We start from the raw sequence: 26477 nt of genomic DNA, 5'->3' as shown, positions 1-26477 counted from the left end.
TTGTTATATGAACAATTCATTTGATAAAGAATACAAAAAGTTATGGGATGACCGTTATGGAAAAACGGAATACGCCTACGGAAAAAAACCCAATCGTTTTTTTCAAGGTGAAATCCAAAAGCTAAAACCAGCTACTATACTTTTACCTGCAGATGGAGAAGCAAGAAACGGTGTTTATGCTGCAGAATTAGGCTGGCAGGTTACTTCGCTTGATTTGAGCATTGAAGCGAAACACAAGGCTCTGAAACTGGCATCAGAAAGAAATGTAGCCATTAATTACCTGGTAGGTGATCTTGAAAATTTGGATTTTGGCACATCTTCCTTTGATGTAATCGCATTGATTTACGCGCATTTTTCACCGGCTAAAAAATCAATATTACATAAAAAGTTGAGTGAATGGTTGAAACCGGGAGGCACCCTCATATTCGAAGCATTCAGTAAAGCACACCTTCCTCTGGTTCAGGCCAATCCAAAAGTAGGCGGGCCAAAAGGGAAAGCAATGTTATTTTCCAAAGAGGAACTGCTAAATGACTTTAAAGGCTATGAAATAGAAACACTAGTGGAAACAGAAATCCCACTGCAGGAAGGTGTTTATCATAACGGAAAAGGTGCCGTGATCAGGTTTGTGGGTAAAAAACAGTCATGAACTTCGAACCTTCCCATATAGAATGGGGAGGTTACTTCCCACACTTTACCCTGAAAACCTGAAAATCCAGCTGAGACATACAGCTTTCTTATCAATCCCATCATCCAACAACAATATTTGATCAGGCAAAAAAGCTGCGGAGAGGTGAATTAAACAGAATTTGGTATTTGACATTAAGCCAGTCCCGGAAGGACGTCACATGCATAGCCATAGATTGGAACCCATGGTGAAATAACCTGCTTAAGGGTTTAAAGTTTTAACCTGAGCTCGACTTATTTTTAATCATTGTTGTCCGGTAAACCCGGATATTAGTTAAATTCAATTTTCAACCTCTTGATTACAAAGTGGTTATTTATTTTTCGTCAGGGGCAAGCCCCCCTCATCTCAGGGAACAGTGTGTTTTGATTTTTCAAAATATCTTCTTGTATGATGGCTCTCCAGCTTCCTTCCGGATCCTCCAGGAACCTATACAAGCTGATATAATTCATTAATTGCTGTCTGACCAGGGATACCAAGTTGGAGAAAGCCCATTTCCTTTTGACCTGGCTTTTGATCAAGGTCAAAAGGAGATTGGCCAACATGGCCGACCATATCTGTATTTCTATGGCATTTTCATTGTCGCCCAAGAAGTACTTTAAAGGGAAGTTCTGCTTAAGCTGTTTGAATAATAGCTCTATCTGCCAGCGTCTTTTATAGATGAGTGCTATCTTCTCTGCTGCCATCTCAAAATTATTGGTAATGAACTCAAACGGGCGTTCACTTTTGCTGTCCCAATAGGCTATTCTCCTGGAACGGTGCTCCTGTTGCTTGTTCTTGCCATATCGTAAGATGATTTCTTCATCCTTGAGTACTCCGGAATCTGCCCGATCAGGAATATTAAACTCCTTTCGGGCCTGATAGACAGCATTGTCTTTTAACCTGGTCACATACCATATCCCGCTTTCGGTCAGGACCTCATATTTTCCATAATCCACATATCCCTTATCAAAAGTGATGATAGAGCCCCCGGGCAGGTTGAAAACCTCATTCAGGAAGGTATGGTCATGTCGGACAGCCGCACTGTAACGGACAAGATAAGGAACATGGTCACTCGCCCTGATGATGGTGTGGGCCTTAATACCTCCTTTCTTTTTGCCCGTTTTCGGGTTCCTGCCTACTCCCTTGAGAATATCCTTGAACAGACTAATGGTGGTAGAATCCATAATATAGAGCCTCTTCATATCAGCATCCTTCAACCGGCTGTCCGTTAAACTGTCACCATGCCTTTGGTACACACTCATGTATATATCGGCGAACACATCGCTCACACGTCGTTTGTTGGCTTCTGATAACGTACTCCGCCTTACCACATAGTTCAGACCCAAATGGGCCAATCTATGGGCATTGGCCAACAAACCGACAAGTGTCTCACGAATGGAATGATAGCCCTCAAATGCTACAAACAGCATTACTATCAAGTGGTTATAAGTCGTGAACTTCTTCACATAACGCTCCGCATTATGCCTGCGGGCTATCTCCCTTACCTCCCCCTTGTCAATGAACTTTATTAACTGATTGAATATCGGCTGTCCGCTAAAATTACTACTTTTGCCCATGGCTTAACTTTTTTGTGTCGTAACTCAAAAGTAGCCACAATGGGCTGGTTCAGCAATGGACTGGCCCTCTTTCATTTATTTTTTACCGGACACCAATGATTTTTAATATAAAAAGCGTAATTGCGAACCCTTTTAAGGAGGATGTGGATTGGAAAAGGGTGTGGCAACTCGCCGCGGCGAGCTGCCACGGCTTCCATCCGCTCAGGCCTACCGCTAAGCCTCGCAGTGACGGTTTTATAATCGAACTGAGGTTTTTAGCATTCATGACGATTCTATTGATTACCAATTGCCATTAAAATCCATTTTAAGTCATCGTGAGAAAAGTGAATTTCAAAAATACATGCAGAAATTCTTCATACCCCAGAAATGTTGCTTGGTCCATAACATTTCAGGATTTTTATTGAAAAAATCTAGGCCGGTGGTCTGCCCTTTAAAATGGGACATGGATTTCTCATGCGACGTGGATCCGTCACCCATTTTAATTTCCATCCGATGACTACGGCCTAAAAGCAAGTGGGTCTCACTGTTCCACGACGCGAGCCAACTCCCCTTCTTAACGGCCTCCACCATTGGCTGGAAAACAGGCATACCAAGGACCGTCATAAGAAAGCGATAAATTTTTGAGACTTATTAACTGAATCCGCATGACAGGTATTGGGCGTTAAGAAATTAAAATGCGGGCGGGCAAAAAGGCAGGCTTGTTTGACGAAATGCTGACCAAAAAGAATGTTGGCGGCTAAAAAGAAGGAGTTTGCCTGCATTAAGGAAGGCTTTAATTTTAGGCCAACAGATGTACACCTGTGCGCCGTGGCGTAGCGGCGTTTTTTTTGGGTTACTTTTTTGACCTGAAGCAAAAAAGTAACAAAAGTAAAGAGATGAAAAACCAACTTGGAATTTAGCAAGAAAAATAACTGCCCTTGAAAAAAGATAGAACACATTTTTCCAAATACACACTAAACTAAACGGCATTAAACCCGGTTTATGTATTGGCTTATCTACGCCAAGGCACCAGTATTACGAGTTAAAATGCTTCAAAATTAGCCACTTCGCTTTAGTTTATGGTTCTATCTGGCTGCTAGACCATAGCCGTCAGTATAACACATGTAAGTAGCTGAAAATCTATACTCTTATTGATACATATGCTCTTTATAAATGGACTAGAGGGATTACAAATCCCGACCATACAAATCCCAAACAGCTAAGTTGATGTATTTGTGGCAGCTGGGCAGGTTGCCTCACCACAAGACGAATATTCATTTCAAATAACGTTTTAAGTCATATACATATACAAAATTTATTTTCAGACATCCCGCATTTTGGCCTGATTTTCGATAAAACAATTATTATTCTTTAATTAAGGCTTAATTCCACCCTTGGATCAACAAAAATTCCAACCAAAATACCATTAAAGGATATTGAAAGTTAGTGAACATGGACAAGATAACAACTACTACCCAGGAACTTCTGCGACTTGATAACGGGATCATCCACTGTAAAGTACTCCCAGATAAGTTTCTAGAGCTTAGCGACGGACAGGAAAACCTCCGGGCAGTTGCTGCTTTGTCCCTTGGCAAACGAGCGGCAGTCTTGGTAGATATCAGCAGGGCTTCCGGTGTTTCACAGGAATGCAGGGAGCTTTTTGCCAGTCCACAATGTGCAGATTTACAGTACGCCGTGGGGATTGTTGCAAAAAGCAGGGTAGGCCATCTCATTGGCAATTTCTTTTTAGGATTCAACCAGCCCCTCTTTCCATTAAAAATATTTACTGAAAACTCAACAGCCATGGAATGGTTGACATCGATCAAAAATAATGAAAAAAAACAGCCAACATACCGATAACGATCATGATAAATCAATGGAACTTGTACAATTGGTATCCAGGATTGCAAGTTTTGACTTTCCCTGCAGGGTAAAAACAGCATCAACGGACGAACCGCTGGATGTGCTGGCCACCGGTCTGAACATGCTCGGGGAGGAAGTAGAGAAAAAAATAGGGGAAATTGCTGCCCTCAGGGAAGCCAACCTTAAACTTGGGAACTTCTCCCACACGCTGGCGCATGATATCAAATCCCCCTTGAATAACACCGCTGGTATATTGGAACTGCTGGACTCCGAGATCAAGGGGGGCGATCTTTCAAATTTGGACGAATATATCGAAATGCTGAAATCCCTGAACAGAAACAGCCTTGAAATGGTAAACGGTATTTTGGAGTATTCCAAAACCACCGTAAAATCCAGTAAGCGCGAAAAGATCGCTTTGAAGGAGATGTGTTCCAACATCATAGATGGCCTATCCTTTGTCCAGCCGGTCAGCATATCCTATCAGATTGAGGTTCCATATGTCCATTATAATGCTACCGCACTTTACCAGATCCTCTCGAACCTGATCAACAATGCCATCAAGTTCAACGATAAGGACAAATGTCAATTGGTTGTCAGCAGCATCCAACGGGAAAATGACATCTTGATTTCGGTCCAGGACAATGGACCGGGGATCCCAGAGGAATACAGGGAAAATATATACAACCTTTTCTTCCGCCTGAACAGGGACGAACAACCTACAGGTACAGGACTTGGACTGGCGATCATCAAAACCATTCTCTTGGAAAACAATGGAAGGATATGGACAGAATCCCCTGCGGGAAAAGGCACCATTTTCCATTTTACCGTACCCCTGGAGCAATATTGAGCAGGTCAAATCTGATTGACGTCCTCTACATCAATGAGGCATAACCTCGGGACATATTAGACTGTCCAATATCACCTTTACCTGTTTCAGATTAGATCGCTGCGAGTCTTTTGACCTCACGGGTCAAATCATGAACTCCCTTGTTTCGGTCCGTGGAATAGGGGCTCAGAACAGTTCACCAAAAATTAGAAACGCCTCCTTCGAGATCCGTTTTTGAGGTTATCTGGCCAGTAGCCACACTCACCATCATGTTTATAATCAGTCAATTTCGATTGTTTTACTTTTAACCATAATATTTTCTTTTCAACCAAAAGGACACTCTTACCAATATTATCAACGCAGGTACCTCCACCAAGGGGCCTATGACACCTGCAAAGGCCTGTCCTGAGTTCAGGCCGAATACAGCGATGGCAACAGCGATTGCCAGTTCAAAATTATTTCCTGCAGCTGTAAAGGCCACTGCCACATTTCTATTATACTCCGCTCCCATGGCCTTTGTAACAAAAAAACCAATGAAAAACATCAGTGTGAAGTACAACAGCAATGGAACAGCAATCCGCACCACATCAAGAGGTATCTGTACGATCAGCTCACCTTTAAGTGAAAACATCATAACAATCGTAAACAACAAAGCAATTAAGGTCATTGGTGAAATAGCGGTAAGAAACACCTCATTGTACCATTTCTCACCTTTTGCTTTTACCAACAAGATCCTACTGAGAAATCCTGCCAAAAATGGAATCCCTAGATAAATGGCAACACTTTCAGCAATGACCCCTATTGAAATATCCACTATAGCACTTTGGAAGCCCAACAGTGGAGGGAGTTTGGTAATGAATAGCCAAGCATAAAAGCTATAGGCAAACACCTGAAATATGCTGTTCAACGCCACCAACCCTGCACCATACTCACTGCTGCCCTCAGCGAGGTCATTCCATACCAGTACCATTGCAATACAACGGGCCAGCCCGATCAAGATCAACCCCACCATATATTCTGGGTAGTCCTGTAAAAAAAAGATGGCAAGCCCAAACATTAAAACTGGCCCCACGATCCAGTTTAAAAACAGGGAAATCGACAAAATCTTCACATTCCTAAAGACTTTTGGCAAGAGTTTATAATCTACCTTCGCCAGTGGGGGATACATCATCAATATCAGCCCTATGGCGATTGGTATATTTGTGCTCCCATGGCTAAAGCTATTGATAAATTCAGGTGCGGAAGGAAAAAAATTCCCTATTGCCACTCCCAATGCCATGGCCATAAAGATCCACAGGGTCAAGTTGCGGTCCAGAAAACCCAACTTTTTGGTATTGCTCATCGTTATTTGATTTTTGAAAAAACATAAAACATTTCCGTAGCAATCTGCATCGAACGCTCATCGTATTTTTCCGCTTCCCTATTCGTCCCATCAAATGCCTTGGGATCTTCGTACATGACAGGGATCCTAGCCTCCGCTCCTGGAATAAACGGGCAGTTTTCATCCGCATGTGAGCAGGTCATTACTGCAGCAAAATCCTGCCTGATATTTGCCGTATCATCATAGCGTTTAGAGAAAGCTACGATGGGATCGGCATCATCAGCGTAAAAGACAAAGTGATGCGGATTTCCCTCTCCTTTTTGCGTCACCCGAAACCCTGCCCGCTTGATACTTTCCACCGCTCTTTCATTAAAAGCGGTCACTTCCACCCCGCCCGAATAACAATTTAAATCAATGCCGAAATGCTCCGAAGCTACTTTTGCCCATATCTGCGAAAGCTGGCTTCTTCGTGAATTATGGGTACATATAAAATTCAGATTGACCGCTTTGTTCGTAGAATGCTTTTCCCTGACATATGCTATCAATGGCTCAAGCACTTGGTTCCGATCTGAAGATACTTCTCGATCTTGAAACTGCTCCACATAACGCTGTAATTCGGGCAATAATTCTATTTTTTCCATTTTGGTAAATTATGATACGATCAGGTTAAGCTAAATTAAGGGTAATCATGAAGATTCTCTTAACAACATCCACTGCCAGGCGTACACTCGTTTTGATCCTGCCCTGTCAATACAATACTTTTTTTGGAAGGCACCGGGCCACAGCATGCCTGAGCTTTCTCTTCGGCCGTTTGGGCACGATCCTTTGCCTTACAGGCCGTTTGGTCCACGCCCAATTTTACTACTATTTTTTTGGCATCCAGCTCGATCTCCCCAATGGGTAATATGGCTGTCGTAAAGGATCGATTTCCATACTCAAATTTGATCGTTGAATCCTGATAGGTGGGCCTCACTTTGTCCACCACCTCAAAGATTTTCAGGGCTTTGCTGCTGTCCACTTGATGGTCAGGCTCCAACGCTTCATTTTCCCATAACTGAACATGCGTCTCAGACCACTTATTGGCCTGTCCACCACAATCTACGGTGTCAAAATCAACATTCTTCACCTCTGTAATATGATAGTCTGATCGAACGTACTGACCAGGAGCATACTCAAAAAACAATGGAGTTTTTGGATGCTTTTCTAATAATGATATAAATTCCTGTGTTTTCATAGCTCATATATTTATTGCAATATTACGATAATAATGATCAATTTTTTTTTAACAACAATGCTTTCCGTCAGGCAAATCAAACCTATCAAACACTTGGTTAAATAAAACTTTGATTTCTCCCCATCGGATAGGGTTTATACAATAGTTGACAGAAACTCCTTCGATGGTACCTTGGATGATTCCTACCTGCTTCAACTCCTTTAGATGCTGGCTGATGGTCGCCTGTGCCAATCCAAGCTCCTCAACCAAATCTCCATTAATACAGGTATTGGCCTTCAGCAGGTACTCTATAATGGCTACCCTCGCCGGATGGGCAAACACCTTCGCCACTTGCGCAAGCTCATTTTGAGCTGGGGAAAATAAATCTGTTCTAGTAACTCCCATAATTCATCGCAATTATACGATGAATATCTAAAATTAAAAAATTTATCCGCGAAAATCTGCCTCCTCACCCGTGTCATTTTTACCGGCTCAGCACTTATCGGGTATTTAGACAACTACTGCAGTCACCCTTTTGGTTTTGTCTTCCCTACAAGAGTGCAGGTAAAATTTGGATATTTGTGGTAAAATAATTGGGTTCTATATGATTTACTATGGGTAACTATTACTTTGCATGTCAAATTCTAGCTTGCCTTTCATCTTGTTGCCTTGTTACTTTTTTCCTTCAGGTGAAAAACGTAACCAAAAAAACCCGCTGCGGTGAGCTATATGACTAAAATCAAAGCCAGCACTCACGCAGGCAAACTCCTCTATTTGTGCAGCATACCAATTTTTTGTACTGATTCACGTCAAACAAGCCTGCGCTTTTTCCAGCCCACTTCTTTGATTTCTTAACGTCAAATACCTCAAGGCAGAATAGAAAATTGCCCACTGAAAAGGAACATGAATCAACATTAATTTAACCGGAATAATATCTTTACCCTCTATAATCCATATAGAGCCAATAATTGCTTTATTTATATTGCCCTTGGCAGATTAAACAAACAAAACCGTACATCATGTCAATTTTCTCCGCTAAACCCAAAACGACCGACCAGGTTATTTTTGACCAATCTCCATTTCCCATGTGGATCTACGACCTTGACACCTATAAATTTTTGGCGGTCAATAAAGAAGCCATCCTCCACTATGGGTACACAGAAAATGATTTTTTGAACATGACACTTCAGGACATCCGGCCTGAGGAAGATATTAAACAAATGGAGCGGGCAGTGGCGATTGCTCGGAAAGGAAACAGACTATTGAAGCAAAGGCTGTTCCGGCATAGAAAAAAGGGTGGGACGATCATCCAGGTAAAGATCAAAAGTAACCCCATTTCGTACCAGGGTAAACGAGCCCGTATCGTATCAGCCATAGACCTATCAGAAAATTACCAACAACAGCAACACATCGAAAAACAAAAACGGTATTTGGCTGCTATCACGGAGTTCCAAGAAATCCTTCTCAAATCTAAGGACTGGCCGAACGCCCTAAAAAGGTGCTTTAAGGTAGTCGGAGCGTTATTACAGCCCGATCACCTATATTTTCATCCTTTGGAAATTGGCCGAATCCATATGAATGCCTCCGTCATGTGGCCATCCAAAAAGACGGGGAACCAAGGGAATTCAGCAGCTTCACATCTCGTCCAAAATCCTCACTGTAGTAACCGAAATAGGCAAAAATGATGTTACATTCGAACAAATACTAGGGTGGATCGACAGTTCCTGTAGGGAACTTGACCAAGTAATCCATGAAATCACGGAACGGACATTTGACAAATCCGATGACAATATTGGCTGACATTTTCTGTCAGTTATGATTTAGGAAAAAAACAGGTTTACTCGGCAATCATTCCCACCTTATACCCAATGGATAGACCAAGACGAAGGTTGCCCATTAATTTGACACGGATGTTTGGTTCCCTTCTCCATGATTATCAGTTACAAGTCTTCAAATAGGTCTTTATTGGGCGTATTTCCTAAAGTCATTTCCATGTGCCCTCCCTCTCTTAATTGATCAAGGCTGATTTGAGATCGTTGGTAAGGTTTGCCGTTTAGTCTTATGGACTGAATAAACACATTGTCCTCTTTGTTGTTTTCAGTAGTTATCCGAATGGACTTACCATTGGCAGTCTTAATTTCCACCTCATCAAATAAAGGACTTCCAAACTGAAAAGAAGGCTCCATCTCTACCAAACCCTTCACATCAAATAAGCCTAGGGAAGCCATGACATACCAAGCCCCCAACTGTCCCTGATCTTCGTCCTGACCTAAGCCATAACCATGTATCTCCTCCACCCCATAAAACACATCACAGATACGTCTTACCCATTTCTGGGTAAGCCATGGCTGACTTGTATAGTTAAAAAGCCAAGGAATATGCAAATTGGGCTGGTTGCCTTGGTTATACAGGTAACACAATCCAGCAAAGGCGTCAATATCTTCTCCCCCGAAGCCTGTCTTTTCGGAAACCGTGAAAATAGAGTCCAGTCTGCTGACAAATTTTTCGTCGCCCATTTTTTCTACCAATGCTTCAGGAGTGTGGGGGACATAGAAAGTATATTGCCACGCATTACCTTCCTGAAATCCTACCCAAGGTGCAAAAGGGTCGAAATCCTTCATAAAATCCCCAGAGGCCACCCTTGGCCTTACAAAGTCAATTTCTTCATCATATACTTTTTCCCAATTATGCGATAATCTCATCAGTTCATTGTATTCCGCATCTTTGCCAAGTGCTTTCGCAAATTGAGCAACAGCATAACTGCTATAGCTGTACTCCAAGGCATGTGAAACGGAGAAGGCCGAACCTTCAGGTGAGGTATCCCAACCCGGTTGATAGGGAATAAAACCCTTTTCCACAAAAGGCTTCAGGTCTGTCTTTCCGGCCCCCTCATTTCTATTTTCATATTTCACCTCATTTTCATATGCAGCTTTAAAAGCCAATTCCACATCATAATCCCTGATATTGGCCTGATAGGCCGCTGCTATGACGAGCCCTACAAAATTGGTCCCGACACCGGAAACAAATTTACTATTGGCCAATCCATCACTCATCCATCCTGAATTTTTGTAAACAGCCAAATGGCTTTGTACAAAATCGTTGTAATATTCTGGCCACACCAGGGTCCACAATTGCGTAAGGTTCCAAAATGCTCCCCAAACAGAGTCTGTATTGTAAAAATCAAATTCAGGTTTACCATTTGCATCTAACGGGATCTGGCCAATGGAGCCGTCATTTTCAGGAAACTGGCCATTTACATCACTGGCAAGCCCCCTCCCCAAAAGCGCATGGTATAGTCCTGTATAAAACTTGGTTTTATTCTCCTTTGAAGGATCGGATACCTTGATTTTGCCAAGCTCTTCATTCCACTTTTTCTGGGCAAGTATCTTGGCAGTTTCGAAATCTATGTCCTTTGCTTCTGCAAGCAGGTTCCTTTTTGCATTTTCCAAAGAGGTGTAAGAAAACCCCGCTTTCATTTCAATGGACTCTCCTGCTTCGGTATCATAGGCCAAATAAAGCCCTGCTCCTACTCCAGTCGTGTGATGTTGATTCTCTTTTCTGTTGTCACCATTAAAAGCACCTACCGATTCAGGAGTTTTGTTAATAACCGCAGAAAAAAACATTTTCACTTCTCCATCAGGCTGGTATTTCTTCACATATTCCGGATAGGTAATCACCCATCCTTCGATGGTATTGTCATCGTGATAGGAAACAGCGGCATCCTTTACTTTACCACTTTCTCCCAATTGATTCCCAATGTCCAGAATAATATAAGCATTGTCGCTTTTTGGGAAGGTATATTTATGAAAACCTACTCTTTCGGTCGCTGTCAGTTCAGCGGTGACGTCATAGTCCTTCAGCTTGACTTTATAATAGCCGGGTGTGGCCACCTCATCCTCTTTATCAAACCGGGAACGGTAACCCTCATCGGGGTTTTCCAGACTTCCGGGCACAGTATGCAGTTTTCCCGTAGTGGCAGTAAAAAGAAACCCACCCACCTGAAACTCATGCAGGTTTGCAAAACCTTCAATACTCTCATGCCTGCCATCATATCCTACCGCTTCCCAGCCACTTTTATTCCCATAACTTCCATTGGTGGACGGCCCGAGCTTTGCCATCCCAAATGGCATAGCTCCGGGTGTATAAAAAAACCAGCGACTATGTACTGATCCTATGTTGGGGTCAACCCATTCCAGGTAGGAGCCTTCCTCTAAACCTTTCTTTTCCTCGACTTCTGACGAAGAATTACATGACGTTCCAAAAAGTAGGCATACCCCAAGTAAAACACCAAAATTTTTTATGCTTTTCATTTTTACAATGGTTTATTGTCCGGTAATAGTAGGTAATGCATATGCACAACACAAACACGATATGTACATATGTTTAAACAAAGTTAGAAATAATATAATGGTTTACAACCATGAATCATTTTATAAGAACTGCTCAAAATGAATTATTTTTACAACTCCCTTTTGATATCAATATCGTAGGAAAAATAATCCGTAGCATAATATACCAAGTTATATTCGACAGGTCTGTCTCCTCTGTCGAGTACGATTCTTTCCCGTTTCAGGACAGGATCCCCTTTCTTTATATCCAATGCCTGGGCAATCACGGCAGGAGCAGCTATGGCTTTCAGTTTTTCTTTGGATACCACTACGACTACATGACATTCCCTTTCCAACATTTCATAAAGCGGTTGGTGAAAATCCTCAGATCCTGTCAGGCCAATACGAGGATGAAAATAGGAAATACTGAACAAATATTTGGCATCCTTTGCCCCCCTCACCCGCTTGAGACAACAAACCGCTGAATCTGCCCCCAAATTCAATGCCTTCGCAACATCCTTGTCAGGTTGGACAAAATTAACCTCCACGGCATATTCCACCACATCAATTCCTTTGTCCCGCATTTCCTTCGTAAAGGAAATCCACTGGTCTAAACGTGTGGATATATTTTGTGCCACGACCTTTGATCCGACCCCTCTTTTTCTTTCCACTAATCCATCCTGTACCAGCTTATCGATAGCCTGTCTTACGGTATTTCGGGAAACGCCAAACCTCTTGGCGAGACTCTCTTCTTTTGGCAGCAACGATTCTCCAGAGGCATATTCCTTCAGTTTAATCAATGCCCTTAAGTACTTCTCCAACTGCACATGATATGGAATCGCACTCTTATGGTCCAACTTAAATTCCCTTACCTCCATAAGCTACATTACGCTGTTAAATTTTCAATTATCTGCCCTTTTTGGAATGGCTACCAAAAAACAAAATTAAGCAATTTGTCATTAATTCCACTTATTGATTCATCTGGTGTTTTCCAATGACCGTCCAAAATCGATTTATGCTCATTATCGGCAGTAATTGGAGCACTATTTGAAATTTACCGGACAAACTTCCGGTAGGAAAACGACAGCACCACAGCGGCCATTGCAGGGACGAGAAACACAAAATCCACACCTGCGGACTTCTGGACCACTCCCATAATGAACGGAACCACGGCCCCACCTACAATCGCCATGGTCATCAGCCCTGATATTTCATTGCTCCTTTCCGGGGTCCTATTGATGGTCAATGCAAAGATCAATGGAAACAAGTTTGCCGAGGCCAGTCCTACCAGCATGATGGAAGCCAGTGTGGCTCCAAGGCTAGGAGACACTATCAAGCACATAAAGGCCACCACTGTAAACCATCCAGACCATTTTAGAAACTTCACATGGCTCATTTTGCCCAAGATCACGGCTCCCAGCAACCGGCTGACCAACAAGGAAAAGAAATAAAGACTGATTCCCAAGGAGGCATCCTCTAGGGTAAGATCAAATTTGGAAACCAAGAGCCCTTGGATATTGGTGTTCATTCCTACGTCAATCCCAACGGTCAAAAATATCGCAAACACCATAAAGGCAATCACTGGGTCTTTCAACAGCCTAAAGCAATCTTTAAACCCTGCCGAAGCTTGTTCGTGGGTTTCTTTTATGGGGGTTTTCGCCAGCCAAGCTCCCGTACAGATCGCTACCACTCCATATACCAAAAACACATTTTTCCAATCCCCGGTCCTGGATGCCAGAAAAGCCACCAATAAAGGCCCCAACAAAGAGCTGATAGCCTTGATAAATTGTGAAATGCTTAGGATACTTGGATATTTTTCTGCAGTAACGACTTCCCTCAACAATGGGTTGGAAGAAACCTGGATTAAGGTATTTCCGATTCCGAGCAACACAAAGGAGCAAAGGAATACCCCATAGCTAAAACTGACAAAAGGGATCGCCATTCCCAATGCTGTGGCACCAATCCCGGCAAGCAAAACGTTTCGTTTTCCTACCCTATTCTGGAGAAGGCTAATGGGAACCGATAGCACAAAAAACCAGACAAAAACCATAGAAGGAATCAATTGCACCATTTCTGGGCTAAGGTCAAATTCATTCTGCGCATACCCCGTCGAAACACCTACGATATCCACAAATCCCATTACCACAAAACTCAGCAACACTGGTAAAATTTTACCATACGGTAGCCTTTTTGAACTTATATCTTTCATTTCATCTTATTTATCACCCTTGCTAAATCCCCGTAATATTGCTCATTAAAAAGCATGGCTCCACCGATCAGCGGGGCATGATCAAGCATAGTGGAAACTACCACATTGCTTATGGACAACTCTTTAAGTAAATGCTGTTCAAAGAGTGGAAATGACCGTGACAGGTTGCCTCCCAAAACAAGAATTTGGGCACCAAAACGCTGGACATACGGATCCAAGAAAGCGCCCAATCGCTCCCCAAACAGTTCAAAGGTTTTACTGGCCACTGGATCATATTTGGTGAGGTTAAAAATATCCAAAGCTGTTGCCCCTTCCTTTCCTCCAAGAGATTGGTAGAGCTTCACTAATCCGCGGGCAGAAAAATGGTCGTCTGCCATTTCCCCATTAAACTCACCGTTATAAAGCCATCCATTTTTGGGCACCTCTGCACCTGAAAGCACCGGCACACCACCAACCAAAAACGATGATCCCAGCCCTGTTCCCAAAGTCAAGGCCAAGCAGCGATCTGCATTTTTGGCAAGTCCCACCTTGGTCACAGCGATGCCAAATGCCGCCGCATCATTGACAAACCGTATTTGGGATTTTTCCACGTTGAGGCGACGGGAAAGTTCCGCTTTGATATTGGCTCCGTAAATACATTCGAATTTATTCACCCCGGTGACCAGGCTGATCCCTTCTGCATAATCAAATGGCCCTGGCACAGCAATTCCAATCCCCTTTATTGGTCTATTGGATTGATTCATAGCTTGCTCAATGGCCTCAGCCCATACACCTATGAGCTCGTCAGCTGTTCCATTTGGATCAGGGTGCCGGGTGGACATGGACTCCAGCAGAAGCTCCTGGTGCTCGTCATCAAAAAGGCATGCCGTAATATGGCTTCCACCAATATCCACTCCAACCTGCAACGCTGCTTCCTTTGCTGGTGATGCTTTTGGTCTTTCCATTACCCTATTTTTCCTGATTCTCGTATTGCTGTAAGGCCACTATGGCATCATAAAGCACTCCTGCGCTTCCCCTAAAAGTTCCTGATCCACGCGGTTGGTTATCGACTGAATACCACTCGTAAAAACCATCGTTTTCTATCACCCTATCGACCATTGGCTGTATTTCCCTGTAGGCTTCTTCAACAAATCCATTTTTGACCAATTCCAGGACCATCCTTCCTCCAAACCAGGTCCAGTCGCCTCCGTTTTGGTAACTGTACTCCGGATTCATGATCTTATTGGCAAAATAGCCTGCCGGATATGGAGGATAAACTGTCAATCCGATAGAGGGCGCACCGGCTTGTTTCACGAGAGAAACCATTTGATTCAGGGAATGTTCGATTTCCTCATGCGTCAGCAACCCCGCTTCGATGGCGATAGCAGTGCCGCCAAAATAAAAAATCTCATTCTCCTTGAAATCTTCTGGAAAAGGTGAACCCTCCAAATAGACATGGGGAATGAACTTTTGCGCCTCAGTGTCCCAGAGGTGCTTTCTGATATTTTCTTCCAATTGCCCCTTGATAGGATCCCACTTTTCACGGCTACCTGGCATTATTTCCATCAGGTTATCCAAAGCAATGACCATCATGGCATTATCATAAACATCAATGGCCCTATGGGTGTTTTCATCAATATCTACTCCCCATCCGTGCTCTGGCTGCACATCTCCCCAGTCGGCAGTAGTTGCTCCCCAGAGCAGGCCATGCTCCCTGTCAAAACGGTGCTCCATCAGATAATCCATGGACCACTCCAATCGCTCAGCTACCGTTTTACCCCCTATCGTTTCAGAAAGCAGTGCGAAATCACCGGTAGCCTTGATATACTTATAGACAGTCTGCACCAAAGAAGTCTCTTGGTCGGTCTCCACGGTGTTTTTGTGGCCCGCGTACCTTGGCTCCAGCTCCGAATAACTAAAATCGGATTCGTCTTCTCCTATGGACGCCACTGGTGTAAAGCCATCTATGATATTCCCATCATCTCCCTGCATCCTGAAAAACACAAGTAGGTTTTCCTTTAGTGTTTCCTTCGGGTGAACTTTGGTGGCGATATTAATGAAGGTATTATAATCCCTTATCCAGACCTCCCGGTATCCATCCCCTGCATTAAAGCCCTCGGATACTACTTTTAAGGCCATTTCCTTTACCTTCTCAAGTTTTTCATTGTCAGGAACGCGATTCGAAAGTTTGTCCTGATTTTCTCCATTATTTTGGCCATTTACCGCTAGTGCAAATAATATGAATACAGGTATTGCCAAGTAGTTTTTCATGAAATTTTGGGTTATTGTTGTTCAATGTTGTTTACATATTGGCGAGTACTTTGCTTCCCTCAATAGGGAAGGGAGGTATTTCCCCATTCCTCGTTCGGAGTATCGCCCATTTCCAGGACCAATTCTCCCCCCTTGAGAAGCGAAGCAGCCTCAAACCAAAAACGGTTAAGTGGTTTGCCATTGAGGGTGGCTTTCTGCACGTAGATGTTTTTTCTGTCGGCATTCACGGCCCGGATGGTAAAGGTCTCTCCTCTTCCAAACCTGTTGCCAAGATCAATTTCCACTCGTCCGAAAAGTGGACTGCCAATTTCATATATAGGGCTGGCCCTGGTTCCTCCATCCACTTGGAAAAGACCAAGTGAAGCCATGATAAACCAAGCACTCATCTGTCCCTGATCCTCATCACCCAGATAGGCATTGGTAACCCCATGACCATAATACCGGTCCATGATGGCCCTGCTCCATTTTTGGGTCAACCAAGGCTTGCCTGCATAATTGAAAAGAAAGGCGAAATGCATGGACTGCTGGTTCCCCTGCACCACTGGAAAATCCCAGTATTGGTCGTTGGGGCCATTAAAGCGCCACCTGTCGCTTTCCGAAAAGCCCCATTCCAGTCTTTCGAGAAATTTTTCCTTTCCGATAGCCTCCATAAGACCGGGTACATCTTGGGGAACAAAAAAGGTGAGCTGCCAAGCATTTCCTTCCACATAATGGTGATTGGCACCGGATCGAAACGGATCAAAATCTTCCAGCCATTCTCCTTTGGCATTTTTCATCCTTGCGTAACCTGACGCTGGGTCAATAACATGTTTCCACCAAGCCCCTCTTTTGTCAAATGCTTCATAGATGGAGGTCTCTCCCAAGGATTTGGCAAACTGCCCTACAGTCCAATCGTCAAAACTATACTCCAAGGAATTGGAAAACCTTCCCAGATCATGGGGCACGTAGCCATATTCGAGGTAGTGCGCCAAATCTCTGTTTCCGGCAAACCCTCCTCCTACTTCCGTGGCTTCGGTGGACTGCATCTTTACTACAGCTTCCAAAGCTTTGTGCACATCATAGTCCCTGATGCCCATTTGGTAGGCTCCGACGATCAAGGGGATTTCATGCTCGGCCACCATCACGGGAATGTACTCCATTCCTGCAGGGCCTTTAGCGAGCCATCCGGCATTATCATACATGGCAAGCTGAGACCGCACCCAGCGATTGCTCCAATCAGGCGTGACCAGATTCCAAAACTGGTTAAGGTTCCAGAAGGTATTCCAAAAAGCGTCACAGCCGAGGGCAAGGTCATCTGGGCGTTCCAGCTGCTGGATATTTTCATCGGCATCCCTCCATCGTCCGTCCACATCAGAAAAGGTATTCCTACTGGCCAAAGCCCTGTACATATTGGTATAAAAGCGCTCCTTTTCCCTTGCATCATTACTGCTTACCTTGAGTCTGCCAAGCAGCTTGTCCCAAGTGTCGCGTTGATGGGCCACCACCGCATCAAAGTCCCATCCAAAAGGTGTGGAAATTTCCTTGGACAGGTTTTCAGCAGCATTCTCGATGCTCACATAGGATATTCCCGTTCTCATTTTCACACTTTTGGAATCCTGTAAGTCAAATTCAACAAAAGCACCTGCATTCTTCGGCTCCTTAGCCACTAAGTCAGTGCCATGAAGGATCTCACCGTCTTTCCAATGGGAAAACCGCTCAAATGGGCGGTCAAACTCAATCACAAAATGAACGATATAATCCTGCCCCACTCCCTTGGACCATGCATCTGGGGTCAGCTGATGGCTTTTGCCTTCTATCCGTGTAGGAGAAACACGGGTAATCTCGCAGGATTCTATCTGGTACCGGTACTCAGAAGGAATGGCCAGATCGATCATGATCCGCCCGAGATCCCCTTTTCCATATTCGTATAGCTGCATCGACGCCCTCTCCGTGGAAGTAAGGGAAGCCCAGATATCCGTATCGGTCAGATGTACTTTGTACATTCCAATTCCAGCCTGCTCTGTTTGTTTGTCAAATGAAGATCGGTAACCTGTCTGGACATCACCTTGGTCACCGACGGTGGTCTGTACAGGCCCCGCAATCGTCGGAAAAGTCCCCAGGCCGGCCATAGTCCATTCATGGATATGGCTAAAAGTCCCAATCGATTCGAAAGTAGGGTCATAGCCCGCCTGCCAACCGGAGTTCTGATTGTCCGGGCTTAGCTTTACCATCCCAAAAGGCATCCAAGGCCCCGGCGCGATCATCCACCTGGAATGCCCCGCTCCTATGAGGGTATTGACATATTGGCTCCATTTTCTGGTGTTTTGGGGCATTCTTTTTACAGTGCCCTCTTTTACCGTACTCCCATCCAGTTTGATCTTATAATGGCTTTCTTTTTCCTTGTGGACGACAGGCATGGGAGCTTCCAGCAGGTATTCACCGGCCACCAAACCTTGGCGAAGGATTTCGGTTCCGTCCAATTCAACGATAATCTCTGGGGAGCCTTCAAGGTGATAAGCGGCCACCAGCAGCGGCTGGTGAAGTCCTGCATCTCCCTCTGTTTGATATGAGGCTGGACTTATCTCCCCCACTACTGCTCGCTCAGGGGGCTGTACCTTTAACAGACTTGAAGCCGAAAGGGAAATGTGATCAAAAGCCAACCAACTCCCATCAAGGCTGGTCAACGTAATTTTGTTCATTCCACTTTTTAAAAGCCCCTCAGGCAAGTCAACAACGACCAACTGCTCCTTCCCTTTTGCTGATCCTTTGCCCTTAAGGGCTGTCCCTTTTCCTGGTTTTAATTGGTAATGGTGCCCTTTACCATTGACAGTGACTTTCAGTATGGCGGCATGTAATGAATCGGCATCTGCAAGGTCTATCCTAAGCTGACCGGTGGTTGGCTGGAACTCATCAAGCTCGAAGGCCAGGTTTAGAAAATGGGAACGGATTCCTGCAGTGTGTCCTGTCCCTCCCCATGCATCTTTTGGACCTGGAAGGACATAAGGAAAATCAGTTTGCGGATCATCCCTACCGATCCAAAATATCCGATCCTCAAATCCAAAATCTTGGGCGATAAAATCCTCATAACCGTCAGGATATAGCGCAAAACCATGACCATTGCCCGATGGACTTCCAAGCTGGAAGACCTTATATTGCTGTGCCGATAGTGGCTGACAGTGTACCGTCATGGCCATGACCGCCAAAACCACACTTCTCATTAGCTTATAATTCATAAAAAAGGCTTTCATTACCATTCCATATCATATTTATCATCCCAAGCTAACAGGCAGAATCCTTGACATAGGAAACGACTACCATTGCCCGGGAGGAGCCCTGGTTGGTTAACTTATAGCTATTGGCAGCGGCAGGAACTGCAAATGTTTCGGCATAATGGAACTTGGCATGCCCATCATTTTCGGTGGTCAGGGAAATGCTTTCTCCTTCGACCAACATTAACAAATGGCATTGTCCATGCGTGGTAACTGAAATTTCAGTATCAAATTCATAGCGCACGATCTTGTAAAAATGCTGTTCATGGGTAGGCAGTTCCACCAATTGCCAATCCGATCCACTTTCGATCACTTCAGGATGCGAAATGAGGGTACGTTTGACTTCATCCCCTTTTCTCTCAAAATCCAAGTTGTCAAAGGCCCGCTCCACATTCAAAGGCCGAGGCTCTCCATTTAGGTCCAACCGTTGCCAATCGTACATTTTGAAGGTATAGATATACGGAGTGGCGCTGATCTCCAGCACCAGGTTGTCCACTCCTGAGCAATGGACGGTACCATTGGGTATTAGATATAGTCCATGCTTTTCACTAGGAAACTTCTGGACAAATCGCTCTACTTCCAATACTGATTTCTCATGAATGGATTTTTCCAGTTCCTTTCTGAAATTCTCCGGCTCAATGCCCTCTTGAAACCCGAGGTAAACACTGGCTCCTGACCGGTTATCCAAGATATAGTAGGTCTCATCCTGAGTGAATTTTTCACCAAAATGGACTCTTGCATACTCGTCAGTTGGATGACACTGTAAGGATAGATTGCCCCCGTCAAAGGTATCCAGAAAGTCAAACCGGATAGGGAAATCATCGCCAAACCGATGATACGCTTTCCCTAGGACATTTTCTCCAGCCTGATACATCAACCAATCAAAAGAAACCTCCAAAAGAAGCCCGTCGGAAGAAAAGATCAGACCGTTTTCAGGAACAATCATCTCAAAGGACCATGCATAGTTGGGTTCATTCTGTGGAAGCTCCGGAATGTGTTCACGAAGCCATTGACCACCCCAAACCCCCGGCTCAAACCACGGGCGTACCCTAAAATAAGACTGGGACATTACCTCTAGCCCTTGCCGAAAATCATCCCCCTTCATCCAAGTAGGCTGCCCCGGACGTTGCTGGTCAACGATATAATCCACTGTGGGCAATAATGTCTTTTTCTCCTTATTGCAGATTACCCAGTCTACAAAGAAAAAGTGCTTGTACATTTGCTTGGCATTCTTTTCCTGTCCACTACAACCGAGGTTTTGGATACTGCCAGCGCGCATACGGTATTGGAGTTCGTTTTTGGGCAAGTCAAAATAAACCAGTGTTCCCTCGATCCCCGTTTGGGAGGCACCACAACCGTATATGACCCTGATCTGGTCGGATGGAAGGGTTAAAGTCTCTAGCTTTTTTCCATCCATATAATCTGCCATGCACCGCTGGGTTTTCTTTCCGAAAACTGGATCGTCCCCTCCTAAATCCGGAGCAATCATGTCTAGAATCGCAGAGGTTGGCTGATAGAAATCGGTAATATCTATCAACTCAAACGCCAAGTTTTGCTTGGTCAGATATTGTTTTAGGGCAGTGCTGATTTCCTGCCAGTCAACACCCACATAGCCATCCATGATCAGTACCTGTCCGGCATTGATCTGGTCAAAGAGGCTATCGTAACCTTGGCCAATCCGCGAGGATCCCAAGTCAAAGGATGGAAATAAGGTATAGGAATTCGATGGCTGATCCGTTTCGTGAACGGGTACCATTGGCTGATGGCTCAATCTGTTCATTTTATATTAAATTTTGCGGATTTAGAGGATTTACAAGAAAACAGCTTCCACTGCTCCGAATGCTTTATACCATATTCTTTATGGCAATCGTCGAGTAATAAAAGGCTGTTCCGCGCAGTATTGAGTATTGCTTCGGAACAGCCTTCTTCATTTATCAATCATCAATTTGCATAACCAGGGTTTTGCTCCAGTGAAGGGTTGCGCTGCAATTCCTGATCGGGCAGAGGAAATAACATGTTATGCTCTTTGATGGTACCGTTAAAATAGTTGGTAGCACCGACCGCATCGACAAACATGATGTCTCCAGAGCCGTCCCCAACGGGTCTAGGGAATTTACCTGTCCGCATGACATCAAACCAAATAGGAAACTCAAATACGAGCTCCCTTACCCTTTCTTTCCATACCTCCTCTACAAATTGGTCTGCGGACAAGTTAGCCAACTCGCTTCGAATGGCTTCCGGAGAACTGTTCCAGTAAGCTCTCTCACGGATTTGGGCCAGGTAATCCACTGCCTCACTGGTCACCCCTTCAGACCTGGCAATTGCCTCAGCACCGATCAAAAGTACGTCGGCATAAGTATAGATCGGCATTTCACGTCCTGAAAGGGCTGTTTCATAAGCAGCTTCCTTATTCTCCCACATATAGGGAGCCCGTTGAAATTCCACAGTTTCCCCATCCAGTTCGATTGAAGAATGGAAATATTGCTTTTCCTGTACACGAAGGTCATTGTCCGGATCATAAGAAGCGATCAGGTCATTGGTAGGCCCATAGGCATTATTGGCGATAGCATAGGCCAGTAAGGGAGAAATGGTGGACGGATAGCACCAGCTTGGATAGATATTGTTGGCTATTCCTATCTCATATTCGTAATAATAGATATACTCTCCAGGTACTTGCTCACTGTCCTTTAGTTTGTTATAGGCAGACCCGTTTTCGGTGAGCTGTCCCTCCCCGTTTCTGGAGTGTTGAAATAGTGAATATTGACCGGACTCCACGATCTCCCTAGCTACTTGTGCCGCATTGGCATAGTGGTCTTGTCCTACAGCTTCACCACTCATGGTCAAGTACACTTCGGCCAATACCATCTGGGCCACCGATGCGGAAATCCTGCCACTATTGGCTGTCATGACTACATCCGCAAGTCCTCCACTCGAAATCGCTGCTTCCAGGTCTTCTGTAATGAGGGCATAGACCTGCGATGGAGCTGTCCGCTCGGGAAACAGGTTTTCCAAACTTTCATAGGGTTCGGTAATCAAGGGAACTGCCCCAAACATCCTTACTAGGTAATAATAGTTGAACGCCCTAAAAAACCTTGCTTCTGCCATGTATTTATCCATTTCACTTTCCGAAAGCCCGGGAGTTTCTGGGATATATTTGATGGCATTATTTGCCCTGGATATCCCTTGGTATATGTCCGACCACATCGAATTAAAATAACTGGATAGGTTCAAGCCATCATAGGTCATGGTCTGTCCCCGTTGTACATGTACTTCCTGTCCTTTGTATTCATTGTCCACAAATCCAGACAAATAAGGACCGAACATGATCCTGGCCCCAGCATACGAGCCATTGGCCTCATAAAGCTGCATGGCCCCTGTCCTATACAAGGCATTTACTGCGTCCCGTGCGTGTTCAGGCCGGGCAAAATATTGGGTGGAGGACACTTCATCCTTGGGCTTTTCTTCCAAAAAGCCTTCACAGGAAGATAAAAGCACCACTGCCACCAAGTATATAATCGATAACTTTTTCATAAGATTAATTTTTCGGTTAAAACTGCAGGCTCAACCCAAGGGTAAAGGTCCTTGGCCGAGGATATTGGAAAAAGAAGATGTTCTGACCCCATTGGTTGCCTTCCCAAGAAGATGCCTCAGGGTCATATCCTTTAAATTCATCGGAATGTATAAGAAAGGCATTCTGCACACTGGCATACACCCTCAACTTATTCATGCCGATCCTGTCCAATAGGGACTGGTCAAATGAGTAACCCAACGATATCAGGTTACCCCGGATATAAGAGCCATCGGCCACCCAATGGCTGTCCACTTCACTGTTTTGACCAGAATAAGGACCGTTCCTGATCTGCTGCACCATGGTATTCTGATTGGTCTCTGTCCAAGCATCATAGAGCACGTCTTTCAGGCCGCTGGCATAACCGGTACGGTCTTGAGTAGAATGAAAAAATTGCTGCAGTATATCCACCCCTGCCACAAACTGGATATCTAAGGTCAGGTCAAAATTTCCATAATAGAAATTATTGATAAAGCTACCTGTCCAATGCGGAAGTCCGTTTCCGATGATCTTTCTTTCTGCGCTCCGCTTTGCTTCCCCAGGAATAGCTCCTACCTCTGCAGCTTCAGTGGCTTCGTCCGTACCCCAGGTACCCAATCGCTCATAACCCCAAAAGGAGCTCAGGGATTCCCCCACGCGCAATATGGTCTGGCTACCAGAGACCCAGTTGGGACCAGGAAAGATGTCCTCGTCATTTTCACCGAGCTGTTCGATTTGGTTTTCGTTATAGGAAAAATTCAGGGTAGATTCCCAACTGAAATTGGCATTGGTAACTGGAAAGGCCCTCACCAACACTTCAATCCCTCTGTTGGATACCGATCCGATATTGTCCCTGACAGCAGCAAAACCGGTAGAAGAAGGAACCGGTCTGTCCAGCAATAGGTCAGTGGTCAGTTTATGGTAATAATCAAAACTGAACACCAATGCCCTTTCCAGAAGTGTCAGGTCCATACCGATGTCAAATTGACGTGTCTTTTCCCATTCCAAGTCAGGATTGGGTAGTCGATTGACGTAACTGATCGGCGCCCTGGATCCGTTTATCAGCGAGGTACCAGTGGAGACCGTACCCAAGGACTGGTAAGTAGGGATTTCGGTATTACCGGTAATCCCGTAGCTTGACCTTATCTTAAGCTCATCCACGGTACCGGAGAGGCCTTGCATAAAAGGCTCTTTTGAAAGCACATACCCCACACCAACGGATGGGAATACGCCATACTTGTTGTTTTCACCAAACCTGGACGAACCGTCCACCCTTCCCGTAAAAGTCAACAGGTATTTGCTCTTATAGTTGTAATTGCCTCGTAAAAAATAAGAGTTCATACTCCACTCATCGTATCCAGAATTGGGCGTTCCCGGTTGACTGGCAGACTGCATCCTGTTGAACTTAAAGGTATCATCGGAAAATCCAGTGGCACTTACATTAAAATACTCGGACGTTCTTTTTTGCCAGCTAAGCCCAGCCATTGCATTAATTCCATGATCCCCATAGTCCTTGGTAAAGGTCAAATAATTTTCCTGCTGCCAATACAGCACTCTTTCATTGCCCAAATACGCATAGCCGTTTGGGGAGGAGATATTGATCAGGTCGGTCGGACTGTAAATCTGCTCATTAAAGTCATTTTTATCAAAGCCAAACTGGGTTCTTAGATCCAGTCCGGGAAGGATATGGAAGGTCGTATAGATGTTCCCGAACAGCTTGGTTCTTTTTCTCAACCTGTCCTGTGTGGTCAACACGTGTACCGGATTGGGAATGGCTTCCAGTCCATAGGGATCTTCGACCATACTGGAATTGCTCCAAGTGCCATCGGGAAACTTGACCGGGAATATGGCAGGCATCTCGATCATGGAACGTCTTGGCATCTGGTGACCTCCACTTTCTTCGAATACGTTCTCTGTGGTGCTATTAGCCAATAGGTTCAGTCCCACCGAAAACCATTTTTTTGGATCAGCATCGAACGCAAACTTACCATTTACACGTTTCAAATAGTTGTTCAGCATAATGCCCTGCATGTCAGTATAATTGACAAAGGCACCAAAAGAAGATTTCTCTGCCTTGGAACGATAGGACAATTGATGGTTATGGGAAAGGGCCGTTCTGGTCGCTTCCTCCTGCCAATCGGTATCATATAGCGGATTGCCGTTTTCATCAAAAAGATTCGGATCGTTTGTGGTAAAATCAGGAATAGGCGCATCCGGTCGGTATTTACTATGGTTGGCAAATCCCTGCTCGAGGACTTCCATAAATTCTTCCGCATTGAGCACGTCCATTTTTTTTGGAAGCACCCCTACACTGAAATAGCCATCATATCCAATCGTAGTACCAGTGTTTTTGGCCCCTCTTTTGGTAGTGACCATTACTACCCCGTTGGCACCACGCGCACCGTAGATTGCCGTAGAAGAAGCATCTTTCAATACTTCCATGCTCTCGATATCATTCGGATTTAAAAATTCGATATTCTCCATGACCACACCATCTACCACGTAGAGTGGCTGGGATGATGAGTTAATCGTCCCTAGTCCGCGGATGAGTACCCTTGGACTGGAAGAAGGTGATCCTGAGTTCAAAAACACGTTTACACCGGCTACTTTTCCCTTCATGCCCTGTAAGGCATTTGCCACGGGTGCTTGAAGAATCTCATCTCCTCCTACTACGCCTACAGAGCCGGTGAGGTCAGATTTTTTCTGGGTACCGTACCCCACGACTACCACCTCATCGAGGCTATCCTCGCTGGGATCCATATTGATCTCGAGTGTGGTCTGTCCTGTAAGGGGATATTCGAGGGTTTCCATCCCGATAAAACTGAAGATCAAAACCGCATCAGGCGAATCAACGGTAATGCTGAACTTACCGTCAATATCGCTAACGACTCCTTGCCCGGTACCCTTCACCAGGATGTTCACTCCCGGGAGTGGTTCTTTGGTGGCATTATCATACACCACACCTTTGTAGGTGGTGCCCTGCTCTTGGGCATAACCTGTCATCTGGAAAAGCAGCAAAAACATAAAAGCGATGCAGACCATGGCAGCCTTCCACACCACTTTATGTTTTGTGCGCAAGCATAAATGTGTTTTCATAGTTTTTTGGGTTTTATATTGTTTATATGTTTAAACATTTAAACTTAACATATTTTTACCACATAAAAAACTAGTTTTTCCAAAACCATCGATTAAAAATAATCTAACCATGGAGATGCAAAATCCTCGACGTGATTATACCATATATGCATCCGCGTCATACGAGCGCGCACAGTATAAAGAGCCATCTTGATACCTGAAAAAAGACTTTTTTTAAAACCCGCTTTATGCAAATGGAATTGTTATAATCTCCCCCAACGGATGTCCGGAAGAATTGAAATTGCAAGAAAATAAGTCTGTTTGCAGGGAAATCGACTTTACACTATTAGTAGTGAGAGGTCAGCCTGAGCGGAGTC

General features: G+C 44.5%; 20 protein-coding genes. 4 read left to right on the top strand and 16 right to left on the bottom strand.

Features of this window, described 5'->3' with window-relative positions:
• Nucleotides 1-7 precede the first annotated feature (7 nt).
• Nucleotides 8-646 (top strand): class I SAM-dependent methyltransferase, encoded by a 639-nt coding sequence (locus FDP09_RS11820; RefSeq protein WP_137402860.1) that lies wholly within the window; start codon nucleotides 8-10, stop codon nucleotides 644-646.
• Between the two features lie 362 nt (nucleotides 647-1008).
• On the opposite strand, the gene FDP09_RS11815 is transcribed toward FDP09_RS11820, so the two are convergent.
• The 3 genes from FDP09_RS11815 to FDP09_RS23795 all read right to left on the bottom strand — a co-directional run bounded on the left by FDP09_RS11815 (nucleotide 1009) and on the right by FDP09_RS23795 (nucleotide 3210).
• On the bottom strand, nucleotides 1009-2241 hold the full coding sequence (locus FDP09_RS11815; protein WP_137402859.1) for an IS4 family transposase: 1233 nt from the start codon (nucleotides 2239-2241) through the stop codon (nucleotides 1009-1011).
• A 330-nt stretch (nucleotides 2242-2571) separates the two neighbouring features.
• A complete protein-coding gene (locus FDP09_RS11810) occupies nucleotides 2572-2829 on the bottom strand; it encodes a hypothetical protein (protein WP_137402858.1) in 258 nt (85 codons plus the stop codon).
• A gap of 81 nt (nucleotides 2830-2910) precedes the next feature.
• The gene (locus tag FDP09_RS23795; protein ID WP_187328848.1) at nucleotides 2911-3210 is read right to left on the bottom strand and encodes a hypothetical protein; all 300 of its coding nucleotides are present in this window, start codon (nucleotides 3208-3210) and stop codon (nucleotides 2911-2913) included.
• A gap of 462 nt (nucleotides 3211-3672) precedes the next feature.
• On the opposite strand from FDP09_RS23795, the gene FDP09_RS11800 reads away from it, so the two are divergent.
• Nucleotides 3673-4080: a DUF7793 family protein gene (locus FDP09_RS11800; RefSeq protein ID WP_137402857.1), complete on the top strand. Its 408-nt coding sequence runs from the start codon at nucleotides 3673-3675 to the stop codon at nucleotides 4078-4080.
• Nucleotides 4052-4930 carry a sensor histidine kinase gene (locus FDP09_RS11795; protein ID WP_137402856.1) on the top strand — a complete coding sequence of 293 codons (879 nt, stop codon included), beginning with the start codon at nucleotides 4052-4054 and terminating at the stop codon, nucleotides 4928-4930. Before FDP09_RS11800 ends, FDP09_RS11795 begins: the two co-directional genes overlap by 29 nt.
• A 283-nt stretch (nucleotides 4931-5213) precedes the next feature.
• On the opposite strand, the gene arsB is transcribed toward FDP09_RS11795, so the two are convergent.
• From arsB to FDP09_RS11775, 4 genes are read right to left on the bottom strand one after another with little or no spacing between them, the layout of a single operon-like run.
• A complete protein-coding gene (gene arsB / locus FDP09_RS11790; protein WP_137402855.1) occupies nucleotides 5214-6251 on the bottom strand; it encodes an ACR3 family arsenite efflux transporter in 1038 nt (345 codons plus the stop codon).
• Nucleotides 6252-6253: 2 nt separating this feature from the next.
• Nucleotides 6254-6871, bottom strand: coding sequence for an arsenate reductase/protein-tyrosine-phosphatase family protein (locus FDP09_RS11785; protein WP_137402854.1), 618 nt, complete (start codon nucleotides 6869-6871; stop codon nucleotides 6254-6256).
• 59 nt (nucleotides 6872-6930) lie between these two features.
• Nucleotides 6931-7464: a DUF6428 family protein gene (locus tag FDP09_RS11780; RefSeq protein ID WP_137402853.1), complete on the bottom strand. Its 534-nt coding sequence runs from the start codon at nucleotides 7462-7464 to the stop codon at nucleotides 6931-6933.
• A 48-nt stretch (nucleotides 7465-7512) separates the two neighbouring features.
• Nucleotides 7513-7848 (bottom strand): ArsR/SmtB family transcription factor, encoded by a 336-nt coding sequence (locus FDP09_RS11775; RefSeq protein WP_137402852.1) that lies wholly within the window; start codon nucleotides 7846-7848, stop codon nucleotides 7513-7515.
• Between the two features lie 614 nt (nucleotides 7849-8462).
• Between FDP09_RS11775 and FDP09_RS11770 the strand changes: the two genes are divergently transcribed.
• Complete coding sequence (locus FDP09_RS11770) at nucleotides 8463-9128, top strand: PAS domain S-box protein (RefSeq protein WP_137402851.1); 666 nt, start codon at nucleotides 8463-8465, stop codon at nucleotides 9126-9128.
• 255 nt (nucleotides 9129-9383) lie between these two features.
• Here the strand turns inward: FDP09_RS11770 and FDP09_RS11765 are convergent, their stop codons facing one another.
• From FDP09_RS11765 to FDP09_RS11725, 9 genes are all read right to left on the bottom strand, one after another.
• Nucleotides 9384-11753, bottom strand: coding sequence for a GH92 family glycosyl hydrolase (locus tag FDP09_RS11765; RefSeq protein ID WP_137402850.1), 2370 nt, complete (start codon nucleotides 11751-11753; stop codon nucleotides 9384-9386).
• Between the two features lie 149 nt (nucleotides 11754-11902).
• Nucleotides 11903-12649, bottom strand: a complete 747-nt coding sequence (locus FDP09_RS11760) for a GntR family transcriptional regulator (protein WP_137402849.1) — start codon at nucleotides 12647-12649, stop codon at nucleotides 11903-11905.
• Nucleotides 12650-12825: 176 nt separating this feature from the next.
• A complete protein-coding gene (locus FDP09_RS11755) occupies nucleotides 12826-13980 on the bottom strand; it encodes an MFS transporter (protein WP_222840326.1) in 1155 nt (384 codons plus the stop codon).
• A complete protein-coding gene (locus tag FDP09_RS11750; RefSeq protein WP_137402848.1) occupies nucleotides 13977-14924 on the bottom strand; it encodes an ROK family protein in 948 nt (315 codons plus the stop codon). The genes FDP09_RS11755 and FDP09_RS11750 overlap by 4 nt, the downstream gene beginning before the upstream one ends.
• 4 nt (nucleotides 14925-14928) lie before the next feature.
• On the bottom strand, nucleotides 14929-16230 hold the full coding sequence (locus FDP09_RS11745) for a GH36-type glycosyl hydrolase domain-containing protein (RefSeq protein ID WP_137402847.1): 1302 nt from the start codon (nucleotides 16228-16230) through the stop codon (nucleotides 14929-14931).
• Between the two features lie 59 nt (nucleotides 16231-16289).
• Nucleotides 16290-19442, bottom strand: coding sequence for a GH92 family glycosyl hydrolase (locus tag FDP09_RS11740; RefSeq protein WP_137402846.1), 3153 nt, complete (start codon nucleotides 19440-19442; stop codon nucleotides 16290-16292).
• A gap of 46 nt (nucleotides 19443-19488) precedes the next feature.
• Nucleotides 19489-21258, bottom strand: coding sequence for a class I mannose-6-phosphate isomerase (locus tag FDP09_RS11735; RefSeq protein WP_137402845.1), 1770 nt, complete (start codon nucleotides 21256-21258; stop codon nucleotides 19489-19491).
• Between the two features lie 161 nt (nucleotides 21259-21419).
• Nucleotides 21420-23009, bottom strand: a complete 1590-nt coding sequence (locus tag FDP09_RS11730) for a RagB/SusD family nutrient uptake outer membrane protein (protein ID WP_137402844.1) — start codon at nucleotides 23007-23009, stop codon at nucleotides 21420-21422.
• Nucleotides 23010-23025: 16 nt separating this feature from the next.
• Nucleotides 23026-26121: a SusC/RagA family TonB-linked outer membrane protein gene (locus FDP09_RS11725; RefSeq protein WP_222840325.1), complete on the bottom strand. Its 3096-nt coding sequence runs from the start codon at nucleotides 26119-26121 to the stop codon at nucleotides 23026-23028.
• Nucleotides 26122-26477 lie beyond the last annotated feature (356 nt).

The organism is Echinicola rosea (genome assembly GCF_005281475.1).
Classification (GTDB): Bacteria; Bacteroidota; Bacteroidia; order Cytophagales; family Cyclobacteriaceae; genus Echinicola; species Echinicola rosea.
Note: the sequence above shows the minus strand (reverse complement) of the source record. Positions and strands in the feature narration are given on the sequence as shown.